The organism is Moraxella sp. CTOTU48841, assembly GCF_032061225.1.
GTDB classification, from domain to species: domain Bacteria; phylum Pseudomonadota; class Gammaproteobacteria; order Pseudomonadales; family Moraxellaceae; genus Faucicola; species Faucicola cinerea.
The window spans coordinates 59,948-83,069 of sequence record NZ_DAMBFQ010000002.1 but is presented as its reverse complement, the minus strand read 5'-3'; the positions used below and the strand labels follow the sequence as shown (position 1 = coordinate 83,069).

21 protein-coding genes are annotated in these 23,122 nt (G+C 43.4%); 14 read left to right on the top strand and 7 right to left on the bottom strand.

The genetic code is table 11. The annotated features are described in order from the left end of the window. The first annotated feature begins 103 nt into the window (after nucleotides 1–103). The 4 genes from RT034_RS03090 (at nucleotide 104) to RT034_RS03075 (ending at nucleotide 3,579) form a co-directional block, all read left to right on the top strand. Complete coding sequence (locus tag RT034_RS03090; RefSeq protein WP_257619899.1) at nucleotides 104–1,183, top strand: glutamate/aspartate ABC transporter substrate-binding protein; 1,080 nt, start codon at nucleotides 104–106, stop codon at nucleotides 1,181–1,183. 136 nt (nucleotides 1,184–1,319) lie between these two features. Continuing rightward, nucleotides 1,320–2,066 carry an amino acid ABC transporter permease gene (locus tag RT034_RS03085; RefSeq protein WP_040404072.1) on the top strand — a complete coding sequence of 249 codons (747 nt, stop codon included), beginning with the start codon at nucleotides 1,320–1,322 and terminating at the stop codon, nucleotides 2,064–2,066. Beyond that, nucleotides 2,063–2,734: an ABC transporter permease subunit gene (locus RT034_RS03080; protein WP_313013564.1), complete on the top strand. Its 672-nt coding sequence runs from the start codon at nucleotides 2,063–2,065 to the stop codon at nucleotides 2,732–2,734. The genes RT034_RS03085 and RT034_RS03080 overlap by 4 nt, the downstream gene beginning before the upstream one ends. A 116-nt stretch (nucleotides 2,735–2,850) precedes the next feature. Beyond that, complete coding sequence (locus RT034_RS03075; protein WP_143822824.1) at nucleotides 2,851–3,579, top strand: amino acid ABC transporter ATP-binding protein; 729 nt, start codon at nucleotides 2,851–2,853, stop codon at nucleotides 3,577–3,579. A gap of 72 nt (nucleotides 3,580–3,651) precedes the next feature. Here the strand turns inward: RT034_RS03075 and RT034_RS03070 are convergent, their stop codons facing one another. Next, nucleotides 3,652–5,010 carry a WS/DGAT/MGAT family O-acyltransferase gene (locus RT034_RS03070; RefSeq protein ID WP_313013562.1) on the bottom strand — a complete coding sequence of 453 codons (1,359 nt, stop codon included), beginning with the start codon at nucleotides 5,008–5,010 and terminating at the stop codon, nucleotides 3,652–3,654. 28 nt (nucleotides 5,011–5,038) lie between these two features. Continuing rightward, entirely contained in the window at nucleotides 5,039–5,890 is an 852-nt protein-coding gene (locus RT034_RS03065; protein ID WP_313013560.1) for a thiazole synthase, read from the bottom strand. A gap of 173 nt (nucleotides 5,891–6,063) precedes the next feature. Between RT034_RS03065 and gspE the strand changes: the two genes are divergently transcribed. The 4 genes from gspE (at nucleotide 6,064) to RT034_RS03045 (ending at nucleotide 8,956) form a co-directional block, all read left to right on the top strand. Beyond that, nucleotides 6,064–7,569, top strand: coding sequence for a type II secretion system ATPase GspE (gene gspE, locus RT034_RS03060; protein ID WP_313013559.1), 1,506 nt, complete (start codon nucleotides 6,064–6,066; stop codon nucleotides 7,567–7,569). A gap of 45 nt (nucleotides 7,570–7,614) precedes the next feature. Further along, entirely contained in the window at nucleotides 7,615–7,881 is a 267-nt protein-coding gene (locus tag RT034_RS03055; RefSeq protein WP_313013555.1) for a BrnT family toxin, read from the top strand. Continuing rightward, a complete protein-coding gene (locus RT034_RS03050; RefSeq protein ID WP_007116972.1) occupies nucleotides 7,871–8,071 on the top strand; it encodes a hypothetical protein in 201 nt (66 codons plus the stop codon). Before RT034_RS03055 ends, RT034_RS03050 begins: the two co-directional genes overlap by 11 nt. A 171-nt stretch (nucleotides 8,072–8,242) precedes the next feature. After that, nucleotides 8,243–8,956 carry an NMCC_0638 family (lipo)protein gene (locus RT034_RS03045; protein WP_313013551.1) on the top strand — a complete coding sequence of 238 codons (714 nt, stop codon included), beginning with the start codon at nucleotides 8,243–8,245 and terminating at the stop codon, nucleotides 8,954–8,956. A gap of 10 nt (nucleotides 8,957–8,966) precedes the next feature. Here RT034_RS03045 and miaB read toward each other — a convergent pair whose 3' ends face one another. Then, nucleotides 8,967–10,433 carry a tRNA (N6-isopentenyl adenosine(37)-C2)-methylthiotransferase MiaB gene (gene miaB / locus RT034_RS03040; RefSeq protein ID WP_313013548.1) on the bottom strand — a complete coding sequence of 489 codons (1,467 nt, stop codon included), beginning with the start codon at nucleotides 10,431–10,433 and terminating at the stop codon, nucleotides 8,967–8,969. A 73-nt stretch (nucleotides 10,434–10,506) separates the two neighbouring features. Then, entirely contained in the window at nucleotides 10,507–11,268 is a 762-nt protein-coding gene (locus RT034_RS03035) for a class I SAM-dependent methyltransferase (protein ID WP_313013546.1), read from the bottom strand. Nucleotides 11,269–11,538: 270 nt separating this feature from the next. Here RT034_RS03035 and RT034_RS03030 point away from each other — a divergent pair, with 270 nt between their 5' ends. From RT034_RS03030 to RT034_RS03015, 4 genes are all read left to right on the top strand, one after another. Next, the gene (locus RT034_RS03030) at nucleotides 11,539–13,524 is read left to right on the top strand and encodes a lytic transglycosylase domain-containing protein (RefSeq protein WP_313013544.1); all 1,986 of its coding nucleotides are present in this window, start codon (nucleotides 11,539–11,541) and stop codon (nucleotides 13,522–13,524) included. Nucleotides 13,525–13,847: 323 nt separating this feature from the next. Beyond that, on the top strand, nucleotides 13,848–14,639 hold the full coding sequence (locus tag RT034_RS03025; RefSeq protein WP_313013542.1) for a T2 family ribonuclease: 792 nt from the start codon (nucleotides 13,848–13,850) through the stop codon (nucleotides 14,637–14,639). A 227-nt stretch (nucleotides 14,640–14,866) separates the two neighbouring features. Beyond that, nucleotides 14,867–15,853, top strand: a complete 987-nt coding sequence (locus RT034_RS03020) for a malate dehydrogenase (RefSeq protein ID WP_007116966.1) — start codon at nucleotides 14,867–14,869, stop codon at nucleotides 15,851–15,853. Between the two features lie 308 nt (nucleotides 15,854–16,161). Then, a complete protein-coding gene (locus RT034_RS03015) occupies nucleotides 16,162–16,425 on the top strand; it encodes a DUF2789 family protein (protein ID WP_050324722.1) in 264 nt (87 codons plus the stop codon). A 106-nt stretch (nucleotides 16,426–16,531) separates the two neighbouring features. Here the strand turns inward: RT034_RS03015 and htpX are convergent, their stop codons facing one another. The 3 genes from htpX to hflX form a co-directional block, all read right to left on the bottom strand. Next, nucleotides 16,532–17,422, bottom strand: a complete 891-nt coding sequence (gene htpX, locus RT034_RS03010) for a protease HtpX (RefSeq protein WP_313013537.1) — start codon at nucleotides 17,420–17,422, stop codon at nucleotides 16,532–16,534. Nucleotides 17,423–17,606: 184 nt separating this feature from the next. Next, nucleotides 17,607–18,371 carry a lytic transglycosylase domain-containing protein gene (locus RT034_RS03005; RefSeq protein WP_313013533.1) on the bottom strand — a complete coding sequence of 255 codons (765 nt, stop codon included), beginning with the start codon at nucleotides 18,369–18,371 and terminating at the stop codon, nucleotides 17,607–17,609. 753 nt (nucleotides 18,372–19,124) lie between these two features. Next, complete coding sequence (gene hflX / locus RT034_RS03000) at nucleotides 19,125–20,495, bottom strand: ribosome rescue GTPase HflX (RefSeq protein ID WP_313013531.1); 1,371 nt, start codon at nucleotides 20,493–20,495, stop codon at nucleotides 19,125–19,127. A gap of 411 nt (nucleotides 20,496–20,906) precedes the next feature. Here hflX and RT034_RS02995 point away from each other — a divergent pair, with 411 nt between their 5' ends. Continuing rightward, nucleotides 20,907–21,905: a GNAT family N-acetyltransferase gene (locus RT034_RS02995; protein WP_313013529.1), complete on the top strand. Its 999-nt coding sequence runs from the start codon at nucleotides 20,907–20,909 to the stop codon at nucleotides 21,903–21,905. A gap of 146 nt (nucleotides 21,906–22,051) precedes the next feature. Further along, entirely contained in the window at nucleotides 22,052–22,930 is an 879-nt protein-coding gene (locus RT034_RS02990) for a lysophospholipid acyltransferase family protein (RefSeq protein ID WP_313013527.1), read from the top strand. The last annotated feature ends 192 nt before the right edge of the window (nucleotides 22,931–23,122 follow it).

Here is a 23,122-nt window from a genome sequence, read left to right as displayed (position 1 = left end):
ATAAACACAAAGAGATGGGGGGAGTCTTTTCACTAGATTTGGCATTGACAGCCACACAGCGAAAAGATTAACTAAAAACGTATTATACGACAAGGATCATAGGATGATTTTAATCTCTAAAAAGCCAATCGCCTTAGCAACCGTTGCTATTATGGCATTAGGTCTTGCAGGTTGTAACAAAGCCAGCGACAACAAAGCGGCAGGGACTGAAGGTAGCCAACCAGCGGCAGCGGCTACCGGTGAAAAAACGCTCGATAAAATTAAAAAATCAGGGGAAATCGTACTGGGTTACCGTGATTCCTCAATTCCATTTTCTTATATCGCAGGTACACCAAACCAACCTGTAGGTTATGCCCATGACCTGCAATTAAAAATTGTTGATGCAGTCAAAAAACAATTGAATATGCCAGACCTCAAAGTGCGTTACAACCTCGTAACCTCACAAACCCGTATCCCATTGGTACAAAATGGTACGGTTGACTTAGAGTGTGGTTCAACCACCAACAATGAAGAGCGCCAAAAACAAGTGGCTTTCTCAAACGGTTTCTTTGAGATTGGTACTCGCTTATTAACCGCTAAAGATTCAGGCATCAAAGATTTTGCGGATTTAAAAGGCAAAACCTTAGTGACTACCGCAGGTACTACCTCTGAGCGTTTTATCAAAAAACTCAACGATGATAAAAAAATGGGCATTAACATCGTTTCTGCCAAAGACCACGGCGAATCTTTCTTGATGTTAGAAAGCGGTCGTGCGGCAGCCTTTATGATGGATGACGTACTGCTTGCGGGTGAAAAAGCCAAAGCCAAAGATCCCAACAAATGGGTCATTGTTGGTACCCCACAATCGTATGAAATTTATGGCTGTATGATGCGTAAAGACGATAGTGAATTCAAAAAAGTAGTCGATGATGCGTTGGTTGCGACTTATTCATCAGGTGAAATCAACGACATCTACAAAAAATGGTTCATGTCACCGATTCCACCAAAAAACATCAACATGAACTTCCAAATGTCTGACAACTTAAAAGCCTTGTTAGCAAACCCACATGACGGCGCGCAACCAAAAGACGTCGCTAATGCAGCCGCATCTGCTACCGTCAATGCAGTAGCAACGGGCGCTAGTAATGTGGCAACCGCTGTGGCATCTGCAAGCAATGCAATTGCAAGTGCAGCAAAACCCTAGTTGATGGGATAACAACAAACTAGGTTAGGAAGGTTACTATTTAACATAAAACTGACGTCATCACCTATCAATTGTGGTTACGTCAGTTTTAGTTTTTGGGTAAATCAATTTGCTAGACAGGATTTTGGGGGTGGCAATGAATTATAGTTGGAATTGGGGCGTGTTGCTGCAACCAACAGGTGTAGGCAACGAAGTCTACTGGCAGTGGCTATTGACAGGCTTTAAATGGCTGTTGGTCATTGGTGGGAGTGGCTGGCTGATTGCCTTAATTATCGGTACGATTTTAGGTATTATGCGTACTTTACCAAATAAAACTGCCAGAGCGATTGGTACGGCTTATGTGAGTTTTTTTCGTAACATTCCGCTATTAATACAGTTATTCTTCTGGTTTTATGTGGCACCTACTTGGCTGACACCTGCCTTACAAAAATGGTGGTTTCAGGAGTTAGACCCAAATACCTCGGCGGTGATTTCGGCAAGTATTGGTCTTGGGTTATTTACTGCGGCGCGTATCGTTGAGCAAGTGCGTACGGGCATTGAATCATTGCCAAAAGGGCAAACCAATGCTGCCTATGCGCTTGGGTTTACCTTGCCTCAGACGTATCGCCATATCGTCTTGCCACAGGCATTTCGGGTGATTTTACCACCGATGAGCTCTGAGCTTACCAACTGTTTTAAGAATGCCTCGGTCGCTTCATTGGTCGGGGTTACTGAACTGATTAGCCAAACCAAAACTATCAGTGAATATACCCAGAACAATATCGAAGTGTATACCTTTACCACGATTATTTATTTATTGTTTAATTTGGTGTTGATTTATTTTATGACTTGGCTTGAGAAAAAATTACGCATCAAAGGTCAAATCGATGGGGGTGGCGCATGAATATGATGGAATTACAAGCCGCAATGCCAGGGTTGATGGGTGGCTTATGGATTACCTTTAAAGTGTTATTTTTAGCTATCATTGGCGGTTTGGCGCTGGGTACGATTCTAGCCTTGATGCGGTTGTCAGGCGTTCGAATTTTAGCCGTGCCTGCCAAATTGTATGTCAACTTTTTCCGTTCAGTGCCGCTGCTGTTGGTATTGCTTTGGTTTTATTTTGCTGTCCCGATGGTGTATAACTTGGTGACGGGCACGTATTTGACGTTGGATACGGCGTTCACTTCGTGCGTGGTGGCATTTATGGTGTTTGAAGCCGCATATTTTTCTGAGATTGTACGTGCGGGTATCCAATCAATTGGCAAAGGACAGGTCAATGCTGCTAAAGCCTTAGGTATGACTTATGGTCAGACCATGCGCTTTATTATTTTGCCACAAGCGTTTCGCAAGATGTTTCCGCTACTGCTACAGCAGTCGATTATTTTGTTCCAAGATACCACCTTGGTGTTTGCGATTGGCTTGGTGGATTTCTTCCGAGCCTCATACGTGCGCGGTGACTTGATGGGGTTACTCACCCCCTATATCTTGCTGGCAGGGGCGTTTTATTTTGTGGTCAGTCTAACCGCATCGACCGCTGTCAACCACCTACGCAAACGCTTTCGCATGGCTTAATCAATATTGAATAAAGGAATAATAACATGTCAGTAGTTACTAAAATTGATGAAACCACCTGGCTCAACGAATTTGGTGGCTTGGTATCAAACAGTGGACACGCCAGTCCCGATATCATGATTAATGTCAACAAAATCAGTAAATGGTATGGCGACTTTCAAGTATTGACCGACTGTACCGCGCATGTGCACAAAGGCGATGTGACTGTTATCTGTGGTCCATCAGGTAGCGGTAAATCAACTTTAATCAAAACCGTCAATGGGCTTGAAGCGTTTCAACAAGGTGAAATCTTGATTGATGGCATGTCGGTCGGCGCCAAAGAAACCGACTTGCCAAAACTACGAAGCCGGGTAGGGATGGTATTTCAGCATTTTGAACTGTTTCCGCATTTATCTATCTTAGAAAATTTGACCTTGGCACAAATCAAAGTATTGGGTCGTAGTCAGTCTGAAGCGCAGAAAAAAGGCTTGGGTTATCTTGATCGCGTGGGCTTGTCAGCGCATGCCAAAAAATACCCTGCCGAATTGTCAGGCGGTCAGCAGCAACGGGTAGCAATTGCGCGTGCGCTCAGTATGGACCCTATTGCAATGCTATTTGATGAGCCAACTTCCGCGCTTGACCCTGAGATGATTCAAGAGGTGCTTGAGGTGATGATTGAGCTTGCTAATGAAGGCATGACCATGATGTGTGTGACCCACGAAATGGGCTTTGCGCGCCAAGTCGCCAACCGTATTATCTTTATGGATCAAGGTCATATCGTTGAAAACTGTAGCCGTGAAGAATTCTTCGCCGGTGCGCGTAGTGAGCGTGCGAAAGATTTCTTGTCAAAAATCTTAAATCACTAAATATAAAATAAAGTTTATTTCATTAAAAAACGGCATTCACTGCCGTTTTTTATTATAAAAGTTTGGCACAGCCTAGTTGCTGATGAGTGATTCAAACTGCTTGAGTTCCTCTTCCATATAGGCGAGTAATCGTTGGCTATGGGGCAATATTTGGCTACAGGTGACGATACAAAACTCGATTTTATCCACGTAAGTACACAAGGTGATATTCATCGCTTGGTCATTGAGCACAATCGAGGCAGGATACAGCGCCTGCAGTTTTGCCCCTTGCCAATACAAAGGCTGATGCGAGCCGGGTACATTTGAGATAATCAAGTTAAAACCGCGATAATCGGGAAACAGACCCGTAAGTACCTGCAACCCTGCACGGCTATAAGCAACCCCACTATAAATAATTGATGAGGCTTGCTTCATCCGTGAAAAGCGTTTTTTACTATTTTTGGTGCTGCCATTAATCGTCTTTAACCGTGCAACAGGGTCGGCAAGGTGGGTGGCAAGATTGGCTAAAATAAAGGTAATTTGATTGCCAACGTGTTGGCTTGTGCTATCGTTGACATCGCGCAGGGATAAGGGTACAAAAGCAATCAAGGGTTTTTTGGGTAAGCCATTGATATCGAGCAAATAACGGCGTAACGCGCCCGAACAAATCGCCAAAATCACATCATTGACGGTCACAGCGTAATGTTTGGCGATGGTTTGAAAACGAATAAGCTCATAAGATTGGGCAGAGATACGCCGTGAGCTTGATACTGGTTGGTTGAGGGGGCTATCTGGCGCTTGGGTAGTGGTAATGTAGTCTTTGTGAAATCGCTCCACCACATTTTTACCTAAGGCTTTGATGGCAGGTGGGATAGCGAGCGCTTGCTCTTTGACGACACGCAGAAGGGATTTATCTTCTGGTATCAAAGCATCGAGTTGGTGACGATGACGGGTCATTAGCGACCAAATTGGCAAGCTAATACGCTCGGTTGGCGATTCTGATAGCGATTTTTTGACCAAACGAATCGCCGCTATCCCATCGACCATAGAATGATGAATCTTAAAATACAACGCAAAACGATTGCCTTCAATCCCCTCGATGATGTGACATTCCCACATCGGTTTGGCACGATTGAGTAATTTGCTGTGCTCTTGGGACACATAAGTCAATAGCTCACGGATGCGTGCCGGTTTGGGCAGGGCGATATGGCGAAAATGATGGTCGACTTCAAAGTTTTCATCGGTTTTCCACCATGCTAAATGATATAACACTTGGTTAAACGGAAAACTCGGCGGCGTCTTTTGCGTGACCATCTGCTGCACCAAATCACTGACAAAGGTATCGCTTGCGCCATCGGGAATCTCAAACAAGAACAGCCCACCAATGTGCATCGGCTGATTGCGATTTTCAAGTAAGATAAATAACTGGTCAATGGCGGTGAGCAGACGCATGCGATGTCCTTAAGTGTGAAATAATAAATTAGCGGAAAAAATAGCCAGTCTGTGGCGAGCTAGCTTGTGCCATATAGCGTGCTGGCATACGACCCGCTAAGAAAGCCTCACGTCCAGCTATCACCGCATGTTTCATGGCAGAGGCCATCAATACAGGGTTTTGTGCATGGGCAATCGCGGTGTTCATCAGCACACCATCACAGCCTAATTCCAAGGCAATGGCAGCATCACTGGCGGTACCCACACCTGCATCCACCAACACCGGCACTTGGGTCTGCTCAATGATTAGACTTAAAGTATGGCGATTGAGCAATCCTAGACCTGAGCCAATCAAACTGCCCAATGGCATAATCGCCACACAGCCCATGCTCTCTAGTTCTTTGGCAACAATCGGGTCATCTGAGGTGTACACCATCACATCAAAGCCATCATCAATCAAGGTCTTAGCGGCTTTCACGGTTTCGATAACATTGGGATACAAGTTTTTTTCATCGCCCAATACTTCAAGTTTGACAAGGTTGTGCCCATCCAACAATTCACGCGCTAATTGACAGGTACGCACAGCAGTATCAGCATCAAAACAGCCCGCGGTGTTGGGTAGAATGGTGTATTTCTCGGGAGAAATCACATCGAGTAGATTGGGTTCATCTTTCTTCTGCCCGATATTTACGCGGCGAATGGCTACCGTAACAATCTCTGCGCCACTGGCAGCGATGGCTTCGCCTGTTTGTGCCAAATCTGTATATTTGCCAGTACCGACGAGCAAACGAGAGGTAAACGTGCGCGAACCAATGTGTAGGAGGTCGTTTGGGGCGGTCAGCGTATTTTGGCTTGAAAGATTTTGGGTTTCAGGATTTTGAGTTGAAGTGGTTTGGGTCATTGTCATCCCTTTTTAGATTTTGATTGTCATGGTTATCAATCAGTAAAAAATGCTTTAGTATAACAAAATATAGCTTGTCTCAGGGTCTTTTTGTGCGCCTTAGTAGGATTTGTCATGTTGATAAGCTACAATGGAACGCATCTTTTCTTGGCTTATTTCATTCGATAATCCCTATGCTAAATCCGATTGCCTTGCCCTATAGTTTTGCCAAACGTCATCAACTGCTGTTGCAATACTCGCAAGATTTGACTGCCCCGCCGACGTTGTTGATGACGGCTGATACCCCTATGGAAGCCATCAACGAAGCCAACCGTTTTGCCAGTCAAGCAGGAGTGCCGCTGCCATTTACTTTTGCCATGGCGCAAAGTGACGATTTTGAAAAGCAGTTAGCCGCTGTCTATGCAGGTAACACAGGGGAATCTCAGCATATTGCCGCTGGGCTTGAAGACCATCCCGATTTGATGAGTCTGGCTGACAGTGTCCCTGAGACGGAAGACTTGATGGACCAAGAAGATGACGCACCGATTATTCGCCTAATCAATGCGCTACTGTCTGAAGCCATCCGCCTAAACGCCTCAGATATTCACATCGAAACCTTTGAAAAACGGCTATCGGTGCGTTTTCGGGTAGATGGGGTGCTTAAAGAAATCGTCAGTCCAAAACGGGAACTGTCACCACTACTGGTGTCGCGTATCAAGGTGATGGCAAAACTCGATATCGCTGAAAAACGGGTACCGCAGGATGGACGCATCTCATTACGTCTGGCTGGGCGAGAAGTGGATGTACGGGTATCGACCTTGCCATCAAATTTTGGTGAACGTGTGGTGATGCGGCTGTTGGATAAACAGGCGGGTCGGTTAAATATGACCTATTTGGGGTTGTCAGATAGTGATTATAGCGAGCTTAAACGCTTAATTCATCGACCGCATGGCATTATTCTTGTCACAGGTCCTACAGGTTCGGGCAAAACCACGACGCTGTACGCGGCTTTAACAGATTTGAACGATAACACCCGTAATATTTTGACCGCTGAAGACCCGATTGAGTTTCAGCTAGATGGTATTGGGCAAACCCAAGTCAATAATAAAGTAGATATGACCTTTGCCCGTAGCCTGCGAGCCATGCTACGCCAAGACCCTGATGTGGTGATGGTGGGGGAGATTCGCGATTTAGAAACCGCAGAAATTGCGGTGCAAGCGTCACTCACAGGTCACTTGGTACTCTCGACCCTGCATACCAACACCGCGATTGGTGCGGTGACGCGACTACAAGATATGGGGGTTGAGCCGTTTTTGCTGTCATCGAGCCTCATTGGCGTGGTGGCACAGCGACTAGTGCGTACCTTGTGTCCGCATTGTCATACATGGACAGCCGCCGATGAGTTTCAAAGTCAAATTTTTACTGAAATAGGCGAAGTCGGAGAGATTAAACTGCCAAAACCTGTGGGCTGCGAGAAGTGCAATCAATCAGGATTTCGGGGACGTACTGCGATTTATGAAGTGGTGCCTGTGGATGACAAACTGCGACAACTGATTCATAGCCAAACGGCAGAATTTGAGCTTGAAAGCTATGCCCGCAGTAAGACACCGTCAATTCGTGCCGATGGACTCAAAAAAGTATTGGCAGGGAAAACTACATTGGAAGAAGTATTACGTGTCACTAAAGAAAAAGAGATGTGATATATTTTTCTAGTGTTAATGAAAAAATGAATGTAGGTCGCTAAATTGATACAGATAACTTTTGACCAAAATAAAGCTGAGAGTAATAAAATTAAACATGGTGTAAATTTTGATGAAGCAAAAATTGCATTACTTGACCCGAATGCGCTAGTACGTGAAGATTTTGACCACGATGAACCAAGATTTGTATTATTAGGAATGGCAAATCGCTTATTAGTTGTTGTCTATTGTTATGTGGATAATGATGATATGATTCGGTTAATATCTGCACGAAAAGCAACCAAAAACGAGGAAAAACAATATGCAAACTGAATACGATTTCTCAAATGCTCAAAGAGCGACACAAATTTCCCATCTTAATCGGTTGCGGGAACAACAGCATTTGCTGGATAAAGATGTGAGTGATTGGCTTGTAACCCAAGATGATGATACTAAAAAACATATCAGTGAAATGATTCGCCAAGTAATGGCGATGAAAATGAATACCCAAGTAGTAGGCTAGTTTGAATTGTTACTAGTATCTATGCAGGACTCATGATAAAAGTGTCCAAAGAGAACATTATGCTTGAAGTGTTACGATTGACCAAACAAAATGACGTTAAAAATTAGACAAAATGTAGCGATTGTGATGATAAAACTATAATAGGCAAAAAATTATATTAAGGATAATGTGATGAATCATTACGTATACTGTATAAGTATTGGACTAGTTGCAATCGCTCTTACTGCCTGTAATCAGTCGCCAAATTCGACCGAAAGTAATGGTAGGATAACCTCAACACAGCCCAATAGTAGCCAATCTGTGTCATCCACAAATCCACTAAATAAAACAAACCCACTCAATAAAGATACCAATGTTGCGGTTTCACCAGTAAACACAGACAGCGCTACTGCTTCAAAAAATTTGCAAACATTGGGCAAACAAACTGTCCGAATCTTCTATGAAAATTGCGTGTTGACAGGCGCTAATAGCCAAAAAATTGCAGAACAATCCAAACAAAATCAACTATTTGAGTTATCCGACAAGCAAAAACAAGACTTTGACCTTTCAGCAGAGCATGTTTGGGGTGTTAATACAATTGAAGGAGGACAATATTTTGTTGAAACTGATAAAAACAGATGTTCAGTAAAAGCCCATTATGCGGATGAAATGACCGTAAGAGCAGAAGTCCAAAATATGGTAACCCAAACCGCCAAGCAATTGGGTCTTACCAGTCAGATTGTCAGCGATAGAGATAATGTTAACCAACTCCCTATCAAAGAACTTGTATATACGATGCAAAAAGCTGACGCCCCATCGCAATATGTGGTGACGGCTTATACTAGCATGAGTGATAAAACCCCTGTAAAAGCGACCTTAAATTTTCGGTTAATACCAGTTAAATAACAACGTGCATTTACCCCAAAATATCCACCAACTCACCTTCCACCAAATGCGGACTCATGGCACGCGTGACTTTCACCATCACCAGTTTACCAATCAACGCATCATCGCCTTTGAACAATACCGTTCGCGTATTATCCGCCGTTCCCATCAAAAATTCAGGATTGCGGTCGCCATGTTGCTCCACCAGCACACGCACGGTTTGACCCACCATGCCTTGGGTTTTTGCCCAAGTTGAATCGACAATCACCTTTTGAAACTCAGCCAAACGGGCTTTTTTGGTTGCTATATCGATATTGTCGGGCAAGTCTGACGCAGGTGTGCCTGGACGCTTTGAGTAAATAAAGCTATAAGAATGGTCAAAATCCAAATCTTTGGCAAGATTGAGCGTATCTTGGAAATCTTTGTCGGTTTCATTGGGAAAACCGATAATAAAATCGCTTGATAAATACATATCAGGGCGCACCGCGCGCAGTTTGCGGATTTGCTCAATATAAATATCAATGGTGTGGTTACGCTTCATGGCAGCTAGGATAGCGTTGGAGCCACTTTGCACGGGTAGGTGCAGGTGGGATACCAGTTTTGGTATTTTGGCATACGCTTCAATGATATCATCGCTAAATTCCAGTGGATGGCTGGTGGTATAGCGAATACGCTCAATGCCGTCAACGTGCGCCACATAATGCAATAACTCACTAAAACGGCAAATCGTGCCATCGTGTTTTTCACCGCGATAGCCATTGACGTTTTGCCCCAATAGTGTTACTTCACGTACCCCTTGGCTAGCAAGGCTGTCAATCTCAGCCAGTACGTCATCGAGTGGACGCGAGATTTCTTCCCCGCGGGTGTAAGGCACCACGCAAAATGAGCAGTATTTTGAGCAGCCTTCCATGATGGATACAAACGCCTTAAACCCTTCCACTTTGGGCTCGGGTAAAAAGTCAAATTTTTCAATGCTAGGGAAAGACACATCGACGACGCCGATACGGTTTTTGGGTTTGACATCCAGCTGTTTGGTAGATTGGTCATACAGTTCTGGCAGGCGATGCAGGGTTTGCGGTCCAAACACCATATCGACATGCGGGGCACGGCTTTGGATTTTATCGCCTTCTTGTGACGCCACGCAGCCACCCACACCGATGACCAAATTCGGGTTTTTCTCTTTAAGCTTTTTCCAGCGTCCGAGTTCAGAAAATACTTTTTCTTGCGCTTTTTCACGAATCGAACAGGTATTCATGAGCAGCACATCGGCTTCTTCAGGATTGTCCGTCAGCACCATGCCATGGGAGTCGCCTAGCACATCTGCCATTTTTTCAGAGTCATACACATTCATCTGACAGCCTTGGGTCTCGATAAACACGCGTTTGACACGAGTATCCACTGGTGGCATGTTGGGTTCAACACTCACCGCTAGCGTTGGCGTTACCAAATTTTGAGTTTTGGAAATCTGTGCTTTTGGGTCAAAAGTAGCAACTGTCATGACTACACCTAAATGTTTCGCCTAAAATAAACCCTTAATTATAACAGATTTTTTTGGCAAGATGCGGTAGTGATTATTTTGACAGCACTAAATAAATAACATCGGTGCTAAAATTGCCAGCCTCATCTATCTCAAAATATTGTCTAACGGGCGCGGCACAATTTTTTTGTAAGGCTCGAATCACTTGTATGCTGGTATCAGCTGTATGCATACGGGCGACCCAACTGTCAAAATTTAACGCCAGTTTTTGCATCTCGACAGTCGCCACGCTAAAACCGGTGATTTCTGCAAAATACAACCACTCGGCAAGACTATAATCTTTGACATGACTGGGATCGCGGATGGTTTCAATGGTCTGTAAAAAATTATTGAGCACGGGGTTGCTATTACCCAACACATCGACAATCACCACTTTGCCACCGTCAGCTAGGGCGCGATGCATTTCAAACAGCGCTTGTGGTACATTTTGCCAATGGTGCGCCGAATAGCGCGTGATAATGGCATCAAATTGCTGATTGGCAAAGGGTAATTTTTCTGCTTTACCGATTTGCGTGGTAATATTGGTTAGGCCGCGTGTTTTGGCTTGGCTGGCGACAACTTCGGTCATCGTAGGGGTAATGTCATAAGCAATGACTGACGTGGCAACAGGTGCCACCTGATAACTGACGTGCCCACCGCCACAGCCCAAATCTAATATATGCGCAAGCTTGTGAGCCTCAATCAACTGTTTTATTTTGTCGAACTCAGCGCCTTGCGCATGAATAGCGCTATTAAGGTAGTTGTGGGATTTGTCTTGGTATTGTTGAATATTTAGGGCGTGCTGGGTATGGGTCATGGCTTATCGCATTTAGTTAGCTAATAATAGTCTTATCATAATCCAAATAATTGATAATTTATAGTTAATTAAATTTAAAAATAAAAAACTATTCGTTATATAAAATAAGCTGCAACATTTTTATACAATTAGTTGAGATTTGAGTAAATTTTTTTTAGTCGACAATCGTTATAATCGCTTCAGCAAGGTTAACCATTTGTACATTACTTTTGTCATTTTTTACCTATTTATCCTATTTATTTATCCTAGTTAAAGGTCTTACCAATTATTATGAAAAATCTCAAGCTTTCGATGATTTCATGCGGTGTGATTGCTGTTTTTGCAGAATCTGCTTGTGCAAGTAGCTATTCTGTAGGGACGCCTAGCACCGCAGATAGTTATTTTAACCAAGCTGAACGTGAAGCTAGCCGTGGCAACTTATCGCAAATGGGCAACTATCAGCAAATGATGGCGGGTGGCAGTCTAGACATGTATCCAGAATATTGGCAGCTCAATAAAGACTTAGATACTCAGCCTGCATCAACGATTGTGAGTTTTGCTAACCGTTATCCACAAACTGCGATGGCAGAAAAATTGGCGGCGGATTATGCGGAAACCAAAGCGCGGATGGGTGATTATGATGCGGTTAGACAAGTGGCAAGCTACGTAACCAATCCTGATGCCAGTGAAGCTTGTGCCATTGCGTTAGGCTTCAATCACGGTGGCGATAGCATGCGTGCTTATACCGAAAAAGGTAATGTTTGGCTCAACACGGATAAAAAACTGCCACAACTTTGCCAACAGTTGGCGACAGAACTCAATGGCAATCGTATGGTTAGCAATGATGACCGTGAGCAGCGGCTGTACCGTATGCTACGCACGGGCAACAACGGTGACATCGTGCAACTTGCCAACCGATTGGGCGTGCAGATGAGCTACAATCAGCTCATGAGCGTCAGTAGCAGTCCCAATGCGTTTTTCTCACAACTCGGAAGTATGCCAGCGACTGCCAGCAATCGATATTTATATCTATACGGATTAGGGCAACTTGCCAAAAAATCTGTCAGTGAAGCGGCGATGCAGCTCAACTATGATTTGGGGAGAAATCCGCAGTTTTTTGATGCCAAAACCCGTCAATATGCCTACCGTACCTTGGGTGTGGCAAGGATGGGCGTCAATACCGATCAAGGGTTTAGTAGTGACGCGGTTGATTGGATGCAAAAAAGTCTGGGCGTACCATTTAACAATGAAGAAGCCGAAAACTATGCCCAAGCAGCGATACGCTATAGCCGATGGTCAGATTTGGCACAAGCCATTGGCGCAATGGACTATAAAAATCAGCAGCAACCGATATGGCAATATTGGCTTGCCAAAGCTTACAAATTGGGCGGCACTAACCAGCAGCGTCAACAAGCCAATCAGCTATTTAGTCAATTGGCGCAAACCAATGACTATTATGGACTGCTTGCCAAAGACCAACTGGGGCAGCGTTTTGACCGATTGCCGACCAATCCACCGGTGAGCAATAGTGATTACTCACGCCTCGCAAACGATAGTTTCTTTAATCGTGCATTTACCCTCTATAAACTTGCCGCCAATCCTTCCTATACCAACCGTGAATGGAACTGGGCGGTAAAAAAAGCACGAGACCGTGGTGATGAGACGATGATTTTGGCAGCGGCGCAAACCGCATCGGACATGGGATGGTACGACCGTGCTATCTATGCATTGGAGTCTACCAAAACGATTCCAAATTCGGCACTGGCATTCCCGATGCCCCATCAGTCTAGTGTCGTGCAATACAGCCGCCAAGCAGGAATCGATCCTGCGTGGGCGTATGGCATCATGCGTCAAGAAAGTCGTTTTAATATCGGCGCGCGTTCGGGTGTCGGGGCAGGGGGGTTGATGCAAATCATGCCAGACACCGCGCGCTATATCGCACGTAAATTGGGCGAACCGTATGAACCATCTCGCGTCGCAGGGGGCGATACCAATATCCGCTATGGTACGTATTATATGGGCGATATTTTAAATAAATTGGGTGGTCAACCTGTATTAGCCACCGCGGGCTACAATGCAGGACCAGGTAAGGCCAAAACTTGGCAACCTGAGAACGGTAGCCTAGCGGCCGATCAGTATGTTGAGACCATTCCTTATTCAGAAACACGCAATTATGTCAAAGCCGTGATGGAAAATGCCACCAATTATGATGTGCTCCTTGGCGGCAGTAACCAACCGATTACTCAGCGTATGGGTACCATTGCTGCTAAATATTAAATTAATTTGAATTAAATAAACCTGCTAAATCCGCTAAAAAACAACAGCTAATTGATTGATAATAGTCAATAAATTACTGTTGTTTTTTAGTATATACAGGGTTTACAAATTCTGACCTAATCAGTATGATTTCAAAAAATTGACATGACTCATTAAGGTTAGTTGCAATGGGAAAAAATTAAGTTTTTTCAAGCAAAAAATTGATAGGTCAACAACCCCTGCTGTCACTTCTATTTTAAAAGCTCACTGTAAATTTAAAAGCTCACTGTAAACGTTAAAACAACCTGCTTGTTTTTAATCACCAACTATTTGGTTTAATTGTTATGCTGTCATCTTGTCTAAAAACGTTACTCGATTTTACCAACTTGCACGCGGCATCACACGCCGTCAAATGGGCATCGTTACAGTTTCCATTACAGTTTAAAGATGATAAGGCGGCGGCAAATTTAGCTAGTTTAGTTATCAACTCAAGTCATCAAAAAAGGGCAAAGTTTAGCGGCTATTTGTCAGTTGGCTGCTTGTCACTCAGCTGCTTGGCGGTTATGGGTGCTTTAGTAACCCCAGCTGCCCATGCCGACAGTGTTTTAGGGGTAGAATTCTCCCCTGCTGTCTGCAAGCTCAACCCATACATGGGTAATCTTCGCCAATGTATCGAAGGCAACCCGATGACAGTGAATTTTTATCGGGTGGCGAACCAGTCTTGTAGTAATAGCCGCTATAGCATGTCGCCACTGCAAGAAAAGATCACCTCAAAAGTCATTCCAGATGGTAATATTCGCAAAAATATCTGGCAGCAGTATGGCCGCTGTAGTGGTCTAAGTACCCCTAATTATTTTCGTACCATTAACTCGCTTGCCAGTCAATTAAAACTCCCAAAAGAACTCAGTAGCGGTCGCAGTTATCGATTCGCGTCCAGTGGTTTTAGCCGCCAATTGTTATCTTTAAACCCCGGCATGAAGCCAAACTCGTTTAATTTTTTCTGTCAAAAAAATAGTGCAGGTCAATCTGTATTGACCTATATCAACGTGTGCTATGACAACAATGGACGTTTTGCCCAATGTGCCACCCGCTCTTATACCTGCCCCAATCAGTTTTTGATTGATGGTAATTATTGAGGGATGGCGGTATCAGTTTTTGCCTAGTTTTCAGTATTTTCTATCTTGGTGTTTGATGGTCTTGAACCCATAATTGTCAAGCTCACCCGACAATTGACTCCATAAATTTATGGTCTTTGATGGTGACAAGTGATAAACTAGGCAAGCTTTTTTAGACAACTTTTTCTGCTTTTTTCACTGCCTTGCTTTTGCAAAGGATCTTGTACTTATCATAATAGGAGCTTTCAATGAAACAGCCTGTTCGTGTTGCGGTGACTGGTGCTGCTGGTCAAATCAGTTATTCATTATTATTTCGTATCGCATCGGGTGATATGTTAGGTAAAGACCAACCTGTCATTTTACAATTATTAGAAATCACGCCAGCCTTAGAAGCTTTAAAAGGTGTGGTAATGGAACTTGAAGATTGTGCATTCCCATTGCTAGCGGGCGTCGTACAAACTGACGACGCTAATGTTGCGTTCAAAGATGCGGACTATGCACTACTGGTAGGTGCCCGTCCTCGTGGTCCTGGCATGGAGCGTAAAGATTTGCTAGAAGCCAACGCCGCCATCTTCTCTGCACAAGGTAAAGCGTTAAATGACAACGCTAGTCGTAATGTCAAAGTATTGGTTGTGGGTAACCCAGCTAACACCAATGCCTTAATCGCACAGCGCAATGCCCCAGACCTAGACCCACGTAACTTTACAGCGATGACACGTCTTGACCACAACCGTGGTATGGCGCAATTGGCTGAAGAAACTGAAACCACTGTGAATGACATCAAAAAAATGATCATTTGGGGTAACCATTCTTCAACCCAGTACCCAGATTTGACTTTCACTACGGTAAAAGGTCAACCTGCCCTAGAGCAAGTACAACGTGACTGGTACGAAGGTACTTATATCCCTAACGTACAACAACGTGGTGCTGCCATCATTAAAGCACGGGGTGCCTCATCAGCAGCGTCTGCTGCAAACGCTGCGATTGCGCACATTCGTTCATGGGCACTAGGCACTGACGAGAATGATTGGGTATCTATGGGTGTTTACTCAAACGGTGAATACGGTATCCAAAAAGGTCTTATCTACTCATTCCCATGTACTTGTCAAAATGGCGATTGGAAAATTGTTGAAGGGCTAGACGTTTCATCGGCTTTCTCACAAGAAAAAATGAAAGCCACTGAAACTGAATTGGCTGAAGAGCGTGATGCAGTAAGCCACTTATTACCCAACTAATTAGGTTACAATCTTTTAACTTGATAAAAAAACCAGTCTCATTAGGCTGGTTTTTTTACATGAAATAACCACACTATACAATCAAATCACATTTTTTTTACCCAATTTTGGCTACACTGAAGTGACTATTTAGATAGTATTAGACTAAATATTATTAGAATGGTCTGACGATATAAACAACCTGTGGCACTTTTTGATAATTTTTGAATAAAATAAGTGCTAAAAAATAATGACATTAAAATAAATATTGATACTTTTAAACGTTGATACTAAACGTTGATACTTTTAACAGTACTAGGAGAACCACAATGATGACAGATGGCGAAAGAAACATTAATATGTTGTTTGAACAAATGGGTATGGATGGCGATGATGCTGCGGTTGAACAATTTATTCAAGAAAATCAACTGGCGCAATCAGTCCAGCTGAGCGATGCACCTTTTTGGAGCGACAACCAACGTAAATTTTTAAAAGACGAATACCGTGCAGATGCAGGTTGGATTGAAATCATCGATGAGCTCAATACCCGTCTACACAAAGATGCCATGGATGCACAAAAACTGGCTAAATAAGTCATTTTAATACTGTTGAAGGTATTTTCTAAGTGTATTTAAAGCTAATTAAAAACCCAATCACTGATTGGGTTTTTTACATTGTTAAAACAAGTGGTCAAAATAATTACGAAGCCAATTTTTGTAAATGGGCAATACGGTCATCAAGGGAGGGGTGGCTAGCAAATAACTGGGCAAAACTAAAGCCCCCTTTACCTTCATTAATCGCAAAGGCTTTCATGCCTTGTGGCATATAGTCAGGATGCTGGCTGGCAGGTTTTAATGCTTCAAGCGCAGCAATCATATTGTATTTACCCGCCAAACGCGCGCCTGCTTCATCAGCACGGTATTCACGGTAACGAGAGAACCACATGACCACTGCTTGTGCGGCAATACCAAAAACAATATCTAACACCATACTGGTAATGTAATAGCCCATGCCAGGTGAGTTGCTGTCATTTTTAAATACCGCCTGATCTACAAATAAACCCACAATGCGCGCAAAGAACATTACAAAGCTGTTAACCACCCCTTGAACAAGCGCTAAGGTTACCATATCACCATTGGCAACGTGACCAATCTCATGAGCAAGTACCGCTTCGACTTCTTCTTGGTTCATCGATTGTAGTAGCCCGGTCGATACAGCAACCAAAGCTTTGTTTTTATTCCAACCTGTCGCAAAGGCATTGGGCGATGGATTATCAAAGATACCCACTTCTGGCATATCAATATTGACGTTTTGCGCTAAACGGCGAACCGTTTCGACCAGCCAAACTTCCAACTGGGTAGAAGGCTGTTCAATAACTTGCGTACCTGTAGAGCGCTTTGCCAACCATTTTGACATCAACAGCGATACAAAAGACCCTATCATACCGTAGATGAAACACATCACCAGCAGGCTAGTCGTGCCTGTGCCGCCCAAATTGAACCCTAGCATTGGCGCAATGATGTTCATGACGATACCAAACACTACCATTACCGCTAGGTTAGTTAAAAGAAATAAGCCAATTCGTAACATGACGGTTTCCTAAAGACAATCAAACGATAAAATATACTTATCAACAATAAGTTGACGATGATGATTAGTATAATAGCGTTTAATGCAACAAATTAAAGGGAAAAGTGGCATAAATTTGTAACATAAAAAAAGCCAGTATTAAACTGGCTTTAGGCTTCTGGCTTTGCGGTGATAGACACGCTTGCTAGCGGACGATAGTATAAGATTTAGCGGAATTGTAGCTAACATTTTGCAAACCATTGCTGCTAGTGCTAGAGCGAAGATTGGGGTCATTACGATATAGATTGTTGTAACGGCTTAACACACGTTGTACATAGTCACGAGTTTCACGAAAGGGGGGAATACCGCCATACTTTATGACGTTGCCTTCACCCGCATTGTAGCTCGCTATCACATGCTGGATATTACCAAAACGGCTTTGTAAGAATTTTAAATATTTGGCTGCGCCCTCGATGTTCTCCGCAGGGTTCCAAGCATTATACACACCAAACCGTCTAGCTGTCGCGGGCATTAATTGCATTAACCCTTGAGCCCCAACAGGTGAGCGCGCATTGGGATTAAAACCTGATTCAGTATGCATCATGGCTTTCATCAATGCAGGATCGACCCCATGACGCAGCGCCGAAGCCAAAATCATGCTATCGTAGCTATTTTTGTTGCCACGCGCACTGGCAGGTACGGCAGCTTCATTGGCGCCCCAATTGCTATAACTATGCACATTGGTATCCGCATAATAAGTCACTTTGACTTTTTTGGTAAAATTTTGGAAATTATTTCCTGCAGGGCGATTGTTGCTGACTACATTGGTCAACAGTACCTGACCGTTGCTATCTTTAAACACATACATATTGCCAGCGTTCGCTGCATCCATACTTGCCAAACCACCCAATGACAATAGGGAAGCCGATAGCAAATAGGCTAGGCGAGGTTTCTTTGCAAACAATACCATAAATATACCTATGTAAAATTTTCGACAATACGTCACGGTAAAGCACATGACTATAAAATTTGAAGTTAGCGTAATTCTTTAAACTGACATAAAAAGATAAAATTCGTTATGTTTCAATGACATTTGATAACAATATTATAAAAGAATTGGCATGAAATATACCATAAATCTGTCAAAAACTGGTTAAAGTTTACAAAAAATCAGATAAGGGGAAAAAAGGGGATAAATTGCCAAAAAACTTGTAGAACTTTTGGGTAGGATGATACGGATTAGAAAAAAAAGGGTTCAAAATTTTTAGCCATAAAAACTATCAGATTTTCAAGCCTTAAAACTTAAAAAAAAAGTAAAATTTTTTGCTTGCACTTTGCAAAAAACTATAACTCTATGATTTATATAACTAAAATAATTGGTTAAAAAATAACCAATTTAGAGATAACCTATAGCAATATGCGGTTTATTGTTGTCAAGTCAGAAGTTATCCACATGGTTATCCACATAAATTGGGGAAAATGACCTAAATAATTGATATTTATAACAAATAAAACAAAATAAACACCAATAAAACCGAAAAAAATCTCACCGCCCATTTGCTACATGACAAAAAAATGACAAAGTGTTGAATATATTTTTAAGATTTAATTAACGCATAGCCCATCAGCTTATTTTATCGAGTCGTAAGGTCGTTTATTAAACCAAAAAAACCTGCACCGACTTAAGATTGATGCAGGTCTGATGGTGTCAATGGCTACAAAATTATGTCTCGTCGGCAGTATCCAATGGCTGCTGCTGTAGTAATTGTTCAAATGGCTCAAGCACTGGCGCAAGCAGTTTGGCTTGCGCTTGCGACAACACTTCTTCAGGTGCGATACCAAATTCACCCAACAACTGCTTAAGCTTGTCCACCGACATCATGGCAGTCAGTTTGGTTTGACCCGTTTCATCGTAGCTGAGCTCTTCAATCACTTCTAACTTATGCAGTTCGTGTTGCAATTGTCCAAAATTGGCCGGTAAGGTTAATTCAAACCGCTGTAATTGACCTACCAATAACTGCTGCACGGCAAGGGTGAGTTGCTCGATACCTAACCCCTTATGGGCAGAGACATACACCCGATTGGGCTTGGCTTTATCACTATAACCGATGTGCGGCGGCTCACCTGTGAGGTCAATTTTATTAAACACATTTAGCACAGGCACTTGATTATCAATTTCCGCTAACACAGATTGTACCGCGGCGATTTGCTCATGCATGTCTTCACGATGACTATCAATGACATGCAGCAACAAATCTGCCTCTAAGGTTTCTTCTAGCGTGGCATGGAAGGCTTCCACTAGCTCATGCGGCAAATGGCGGACAAAACCGACCGTGTCGACAAGTACCACCTTACCCACGCCCGACCATGACACACTCCGTAGCGTCGGGTCAAGCGTCGCAAATAGCTGATTGGCGGCATAGATATTTTCATTAGTGAGGGTGTTAAATAAGGTGGATTTACCGGCATTGGTATAACCGACCAGTGAAATTGTCGGTACCGAGGATTTTTGGCGTTTGGCACGACCCTGTGCGCGGGTTTGTTTGACCTTATCAAGCTTGGCTTTGAGCTGCCCGACACGCACTTGTAACAAGCGTCTATCGGTTTCAAGCTGGGTTTCGCCTGGACCACGTAGACCAATACCACCTTTTTGGCGCTCCAAGTGCGTCCAGCCGCGTACCAAGCGAGTCGCTAAGTGATTAAGCTGGGCAAGCTCAACTTGCAGTTTACCTTCGTAGGTTCGCGCACGCTGTGCAAAAATATCCAAGATAAGCCCCGTTCTATCAAGCACACGGCACTGCACCAAGCGCTCAATATTACGTTCCTGCGATGGGGTCAAACTATGGTTAAAAATGACAATATCTGCCTCGTATTGTTTGACAAGTTCCCCGATTTCTTCAGCTTTACCTGTACCCACAAAGTATTTGGCATCAGGCTTAGACCGCGTACCCGTGACCAAGGCTTGTTTTTGCGCCCCTGCCGAATCCACCAGCAATTCAAATTCTTCCAAATCGTCTGGGTCATTGAGATGGGTAATATTTAAATGGACTAAGATGGCTTTTTCACCACCTTCATAACGCTCAAAATACTCCAATGATTTATCCTTTCGTTGTGAGTGTAAAAATGTGTCTATTTATAAGTGTACTATTTAAGTCTATTAAGTTAATCATTCGCTTAAATAATCGACAGCCGCGTTAGAAAAGCGCTAGACACGATAGATGGATTATGTATATCAATATAAGGTTTTTTTGCAGAACTTTTAGTCAAATTTACAATTAGTAACTTAAAACGGGGGTAAAGGCGTAGGTTTGGTCATGGTTTTGCCATGAAAACGTCATTGAAACGACACTGGTGTCACGCATACTGAATTCATCCAGACTGACTAACCATCCAATTAGATGATGGGGGCTTTGTAGCTTTGACAATGAGTCAATGACAAGCAAAGGCATTTTTCGCTCAGCAGCTGGCTAATGCCATAGCAAAAACCACCATAGGTAACAGTAAGATGACTGATTTTGTAGAACAAACTAATTTTGTAGAACAAAATAACGGCGCCAAATTATACGAAGATATCGCCACTTATCCTGTTGATAGTCTTTTTAATACCCAGTTTGTTGCGCAGTTGCTGGAACATAATTTTGCTGATATGGCTGTGGTAGAGACCCTAGCGCCGCTGGTGAAGCCAACGATTAGCCGCCCAAGTACCCGCCAACGCCCGTTATTTAAGTCAGTGATTATTAACGTGAGTGAGGATAAGTTTTCGCTACAAACCGAGCAGCATTTACTCAATGCCCAGCGCCTACGCACTTTGACCTTTACCCAAGCGTTTTCTGTAAGTTTTGGGGGGTTTCATCCAAGCTCGGAGCAGCCGCTAGATCGGGATGATTTTGATAATTATTGCACCCATGTGGTGGTGTATGACGAAACCAAACAAGATAGTTTTGGGCAACCACTCGCGGTGGCAACCACCCGATTATTGGATAAAAACGGCGCGATAAAAGCTGGGCAGTTCTATAGCGAGCATGAGTTTAAACTGGGTCGCTTGCTCGATGATTACCCGTATAATGTGCTAGAAATCGGTCGCACCTGTGTGCACCCAGATTACCGAGGTATTACCACGATTAATCATTTGTGGGAATCCATCGCGGCAGTCGCCAAAGCTTACAATGTCAATGCGTTTATGGGCTGTGCCTCAGTTCCGATGGAAGAGGGCAATGTGCAAAACTGGTTAGATTATCAGCTTGATAGCACCAAGCTAGATGTCAAAGTGACCCGTAAATTGCCAGAAGACAAATTATCCGCTATCGACTTGGCGCAAGTGGCTGATGTGGATTTGGCGAATCCGCAAAATTTTGCCTTGCCAGCGCTGTTAAAAATGTATGTCAAAATGGGCTGTAGTCTTGGCGCAGCGGCTTGTTATGATCCTGAGTTTGATTGTGCCGATGTGTTTGTTTGGTTGCCGTTTGAACAGGTCAAACCGCGCTATCAGCACTATTTGCACTAACTTGTTTATTGATAAAGGCAAAGGTGATAATATTAACCAAGATAAATCCTGTTTGCTGATCTTTAAAAGTCAAGCAGACCTAATAAGCCGTGTGCTCGATAATTTGCTATACTACATTCACAATTTTTCACTCACATATTTACCTTATGCAAAAATCTGACTCTAACATCACCCCATCTGTGCTGACGATTAACAACCTACTAAGCGAAACGGCAAAACAACTGCGACAACCTGCTACCTACAGTAAAAAGAATTTGGCGACCCAGTGGCAACGCAGCAAGCGCGTTATGAGCTTAATGGCTGCGATTCAAACAGGGGTTGGCTATGCTTGGCAAATTAGCCGCACACCAAATCCCGATAATCAGCAAATCATCCAATTGATTCAAAAATTCTGTAAAAAATCGCTCAAATCGTTAGGCATTGAGGTGACTGCACTTGAGCCAATACCGACACATCACGCGCTATGGGCAAGCAACCATATCTCTTGGCTCGATATCCCTGTGGTGGGTAGTATTGTACCCACTTTCTTTTTGTCCAAAGCCGAAATCGCGCATTGGCCGGTGATTGGATGGATGGCGTCCACCGCCAATACCTTATTTATCAAGCGCGGTTCGGGCGATACCAGTAAAATCAGTGAGCAAATGAGTGAGTTTTTATCGCAAGGCTCACCCGTGGTTTTCTTCCCAGAAGCGACGACCACAGACGGCACAGCGATTAAACGTATATATGGTAACTTATTGCAGTCTGCGATGGACAGCCAAGTGCTCATTCAACCGATTGTGATTTGCTATGTCAACCAAGATGGCGAGCTTGACCAAAACATTCCGTATTATGGCGATATTGGCTTGATAGATAGCGTCAAACGTGTGCTCGATAATCGTCCTACTAAAGCGTATGTGTTGCCGCTACAAGCCATTGACCCTGCGGGTAAAACCCGAAATGAAATTACCGCTATCTTGCAGCAGCGCATGGTGGATGGATTGGCGCGTTTGCACCAACAAGTGCTTCACGCTAAACAGCCTTAATAGTTACGGTTTTCTTATAGTTAATTATTAAAAGCCAAGCGGTTATTGTCTTGGCTTTTTTTATCCTATGAATATCACAGACGCTCACTAAAATTTTTCAGTCTCGTTGTATTGTAATAAAATGTAAAAATTTTATTAAATTATGTTATCATACTACCCAGCAAAACGTTATTTGATACTCAGTTGCGATTA

Excerpts from the sequence above, each read along its gene's own strand:
- RT034_RS03075 (WP_143822824.1), top strand. The coding sequence starts at position 2,851 with ATGATTAATGTCAACAAAATCAGTAAATGGTATGGCGACTTTCAAGTA.
- RT034_RS03045 (WP_313013551.1), top strand. The coding sequence starts at position 8,243 with ATGAATCATTACGTATACTGTATAAGTATTGGACTAGTTGCAATCGCT.
- RT034_RS03085 (WP_040404072.1), top strand. The coding sequence starts at position 1,320 with ATGAATTATAGTTGGAATTGGGGCGTGTTGCTGCAACCAACAGGTGTA.
- RT034_RS03015 (WP_050324722.1), top strand. The coding sequence starts at position 16,162 with ATGATGACAGATGGCGAAAGAAACATTAATATGTTGTTTGAACAAATG.
- RT034_RS03030 (WP_313013544.1), top strand. The coding sequence starts at position 11,539 with ATGAAAAATCTCAAGCTTTCGATGATTTCATGCGGTGTGATTGCTGTT.
- miaB (WP_313013548.1), bottom strand. The coding sequence starts at position 10,433 with ATGACAGTTGCTACTTTTGACCCAAAAGCACAGATTTCCAAAACTCAA.
- RT034_RS03070 (WP_313013562.1), bottom strand. The coding sequence starts at position 5,010 with ATGCGTCTGCTCACCGCCATTGACCAGTTATTTATCTTACTTGAAAAT.
- RT034_RS03035 (WP_313013546.1), bottom strand. The coding sequence starts at position 11,268 with ATGACCCATACCCAGCACGCCCTAAATATTCAACAATACCAAGACAAA.
- RT034_RS03065 (WP_313013560.1), bottom strand. The coding sequence starts at position 5,890 with ATGACCCAAACCACTTCAACTCAAAATCCTGAAACCCAAAATCTTTCA.
- RT034_RS03050 (WP_007116972.1), top strand. The coding sequence starts at position 7,871 with ATGCAAACTGAATACGATTTCTCAAATGCTCAAAGAGCGACACAAATT.
- gspE (WP_313013559.1), top strand. The coding sequence starts at position 6,064 with ATGCTAAATCCGATTGCCTTGCCCTATAGTTTTGCCAAACGTCATCAA.
- htpX (WP_313013537.1), bottom strand. The coding sequence starts at position 17,422 with ATGTTACGAATTGGCTTATTTCTTTTAACTAACCTAGCGGTAATGGTA.
- RT034_RS02990 (WP_313013527.1), top strand. The coding sequence starts at position 22,052 with ATGCAAAAATCTGACTCTAACATCACCCCATCTGTGCTGACGATTAAC.
- RT034_RS03080 (WP_313013564.1), top strand. The coding sequence starts at position 2,063 with ATGAATATGATGGAATTACAAGCCGCAATGCCAGGGTTGATGGGTGGC.
- RT034_RS03090 (WP_257619899.1), top strand. The coding sequence starts at position 104 with ATGATTTTAATCTCTAAAAAGCCAATCGCCTTAGCAACCGTTGCTATT.
- RT034_RS03005 (WP_313013533.1), bottom strand. The coding sequence starts at position 18,371 with ATGGTATTGTTTGCAAAGAAACCTCGCCTAGCCTATTTGCTATCGGCT.
- RT034_RS03020 (WP_007116966.1), top strand. The coding sequence starts at position 14,867 with ATGAAACAGCCTGTTCGTGTTGCGGTGACTGGTGCTGCTGGTCAAATC.
- RT034_RS03025 (WP_313013542.1), top strand. The coding sequence starts at position 13,848 with ATGCTGTCATCTTGTCTAAAAACGTTACTCGATTTTACCAACTTGCAC.
- RT034_RS02995 (WP_313013529.1), top strand. The coding sequence starts at position 20,907 with ATGACTGATTTTGTAGAACAAACTAATTTTGTAGAACAAAATAACGGC.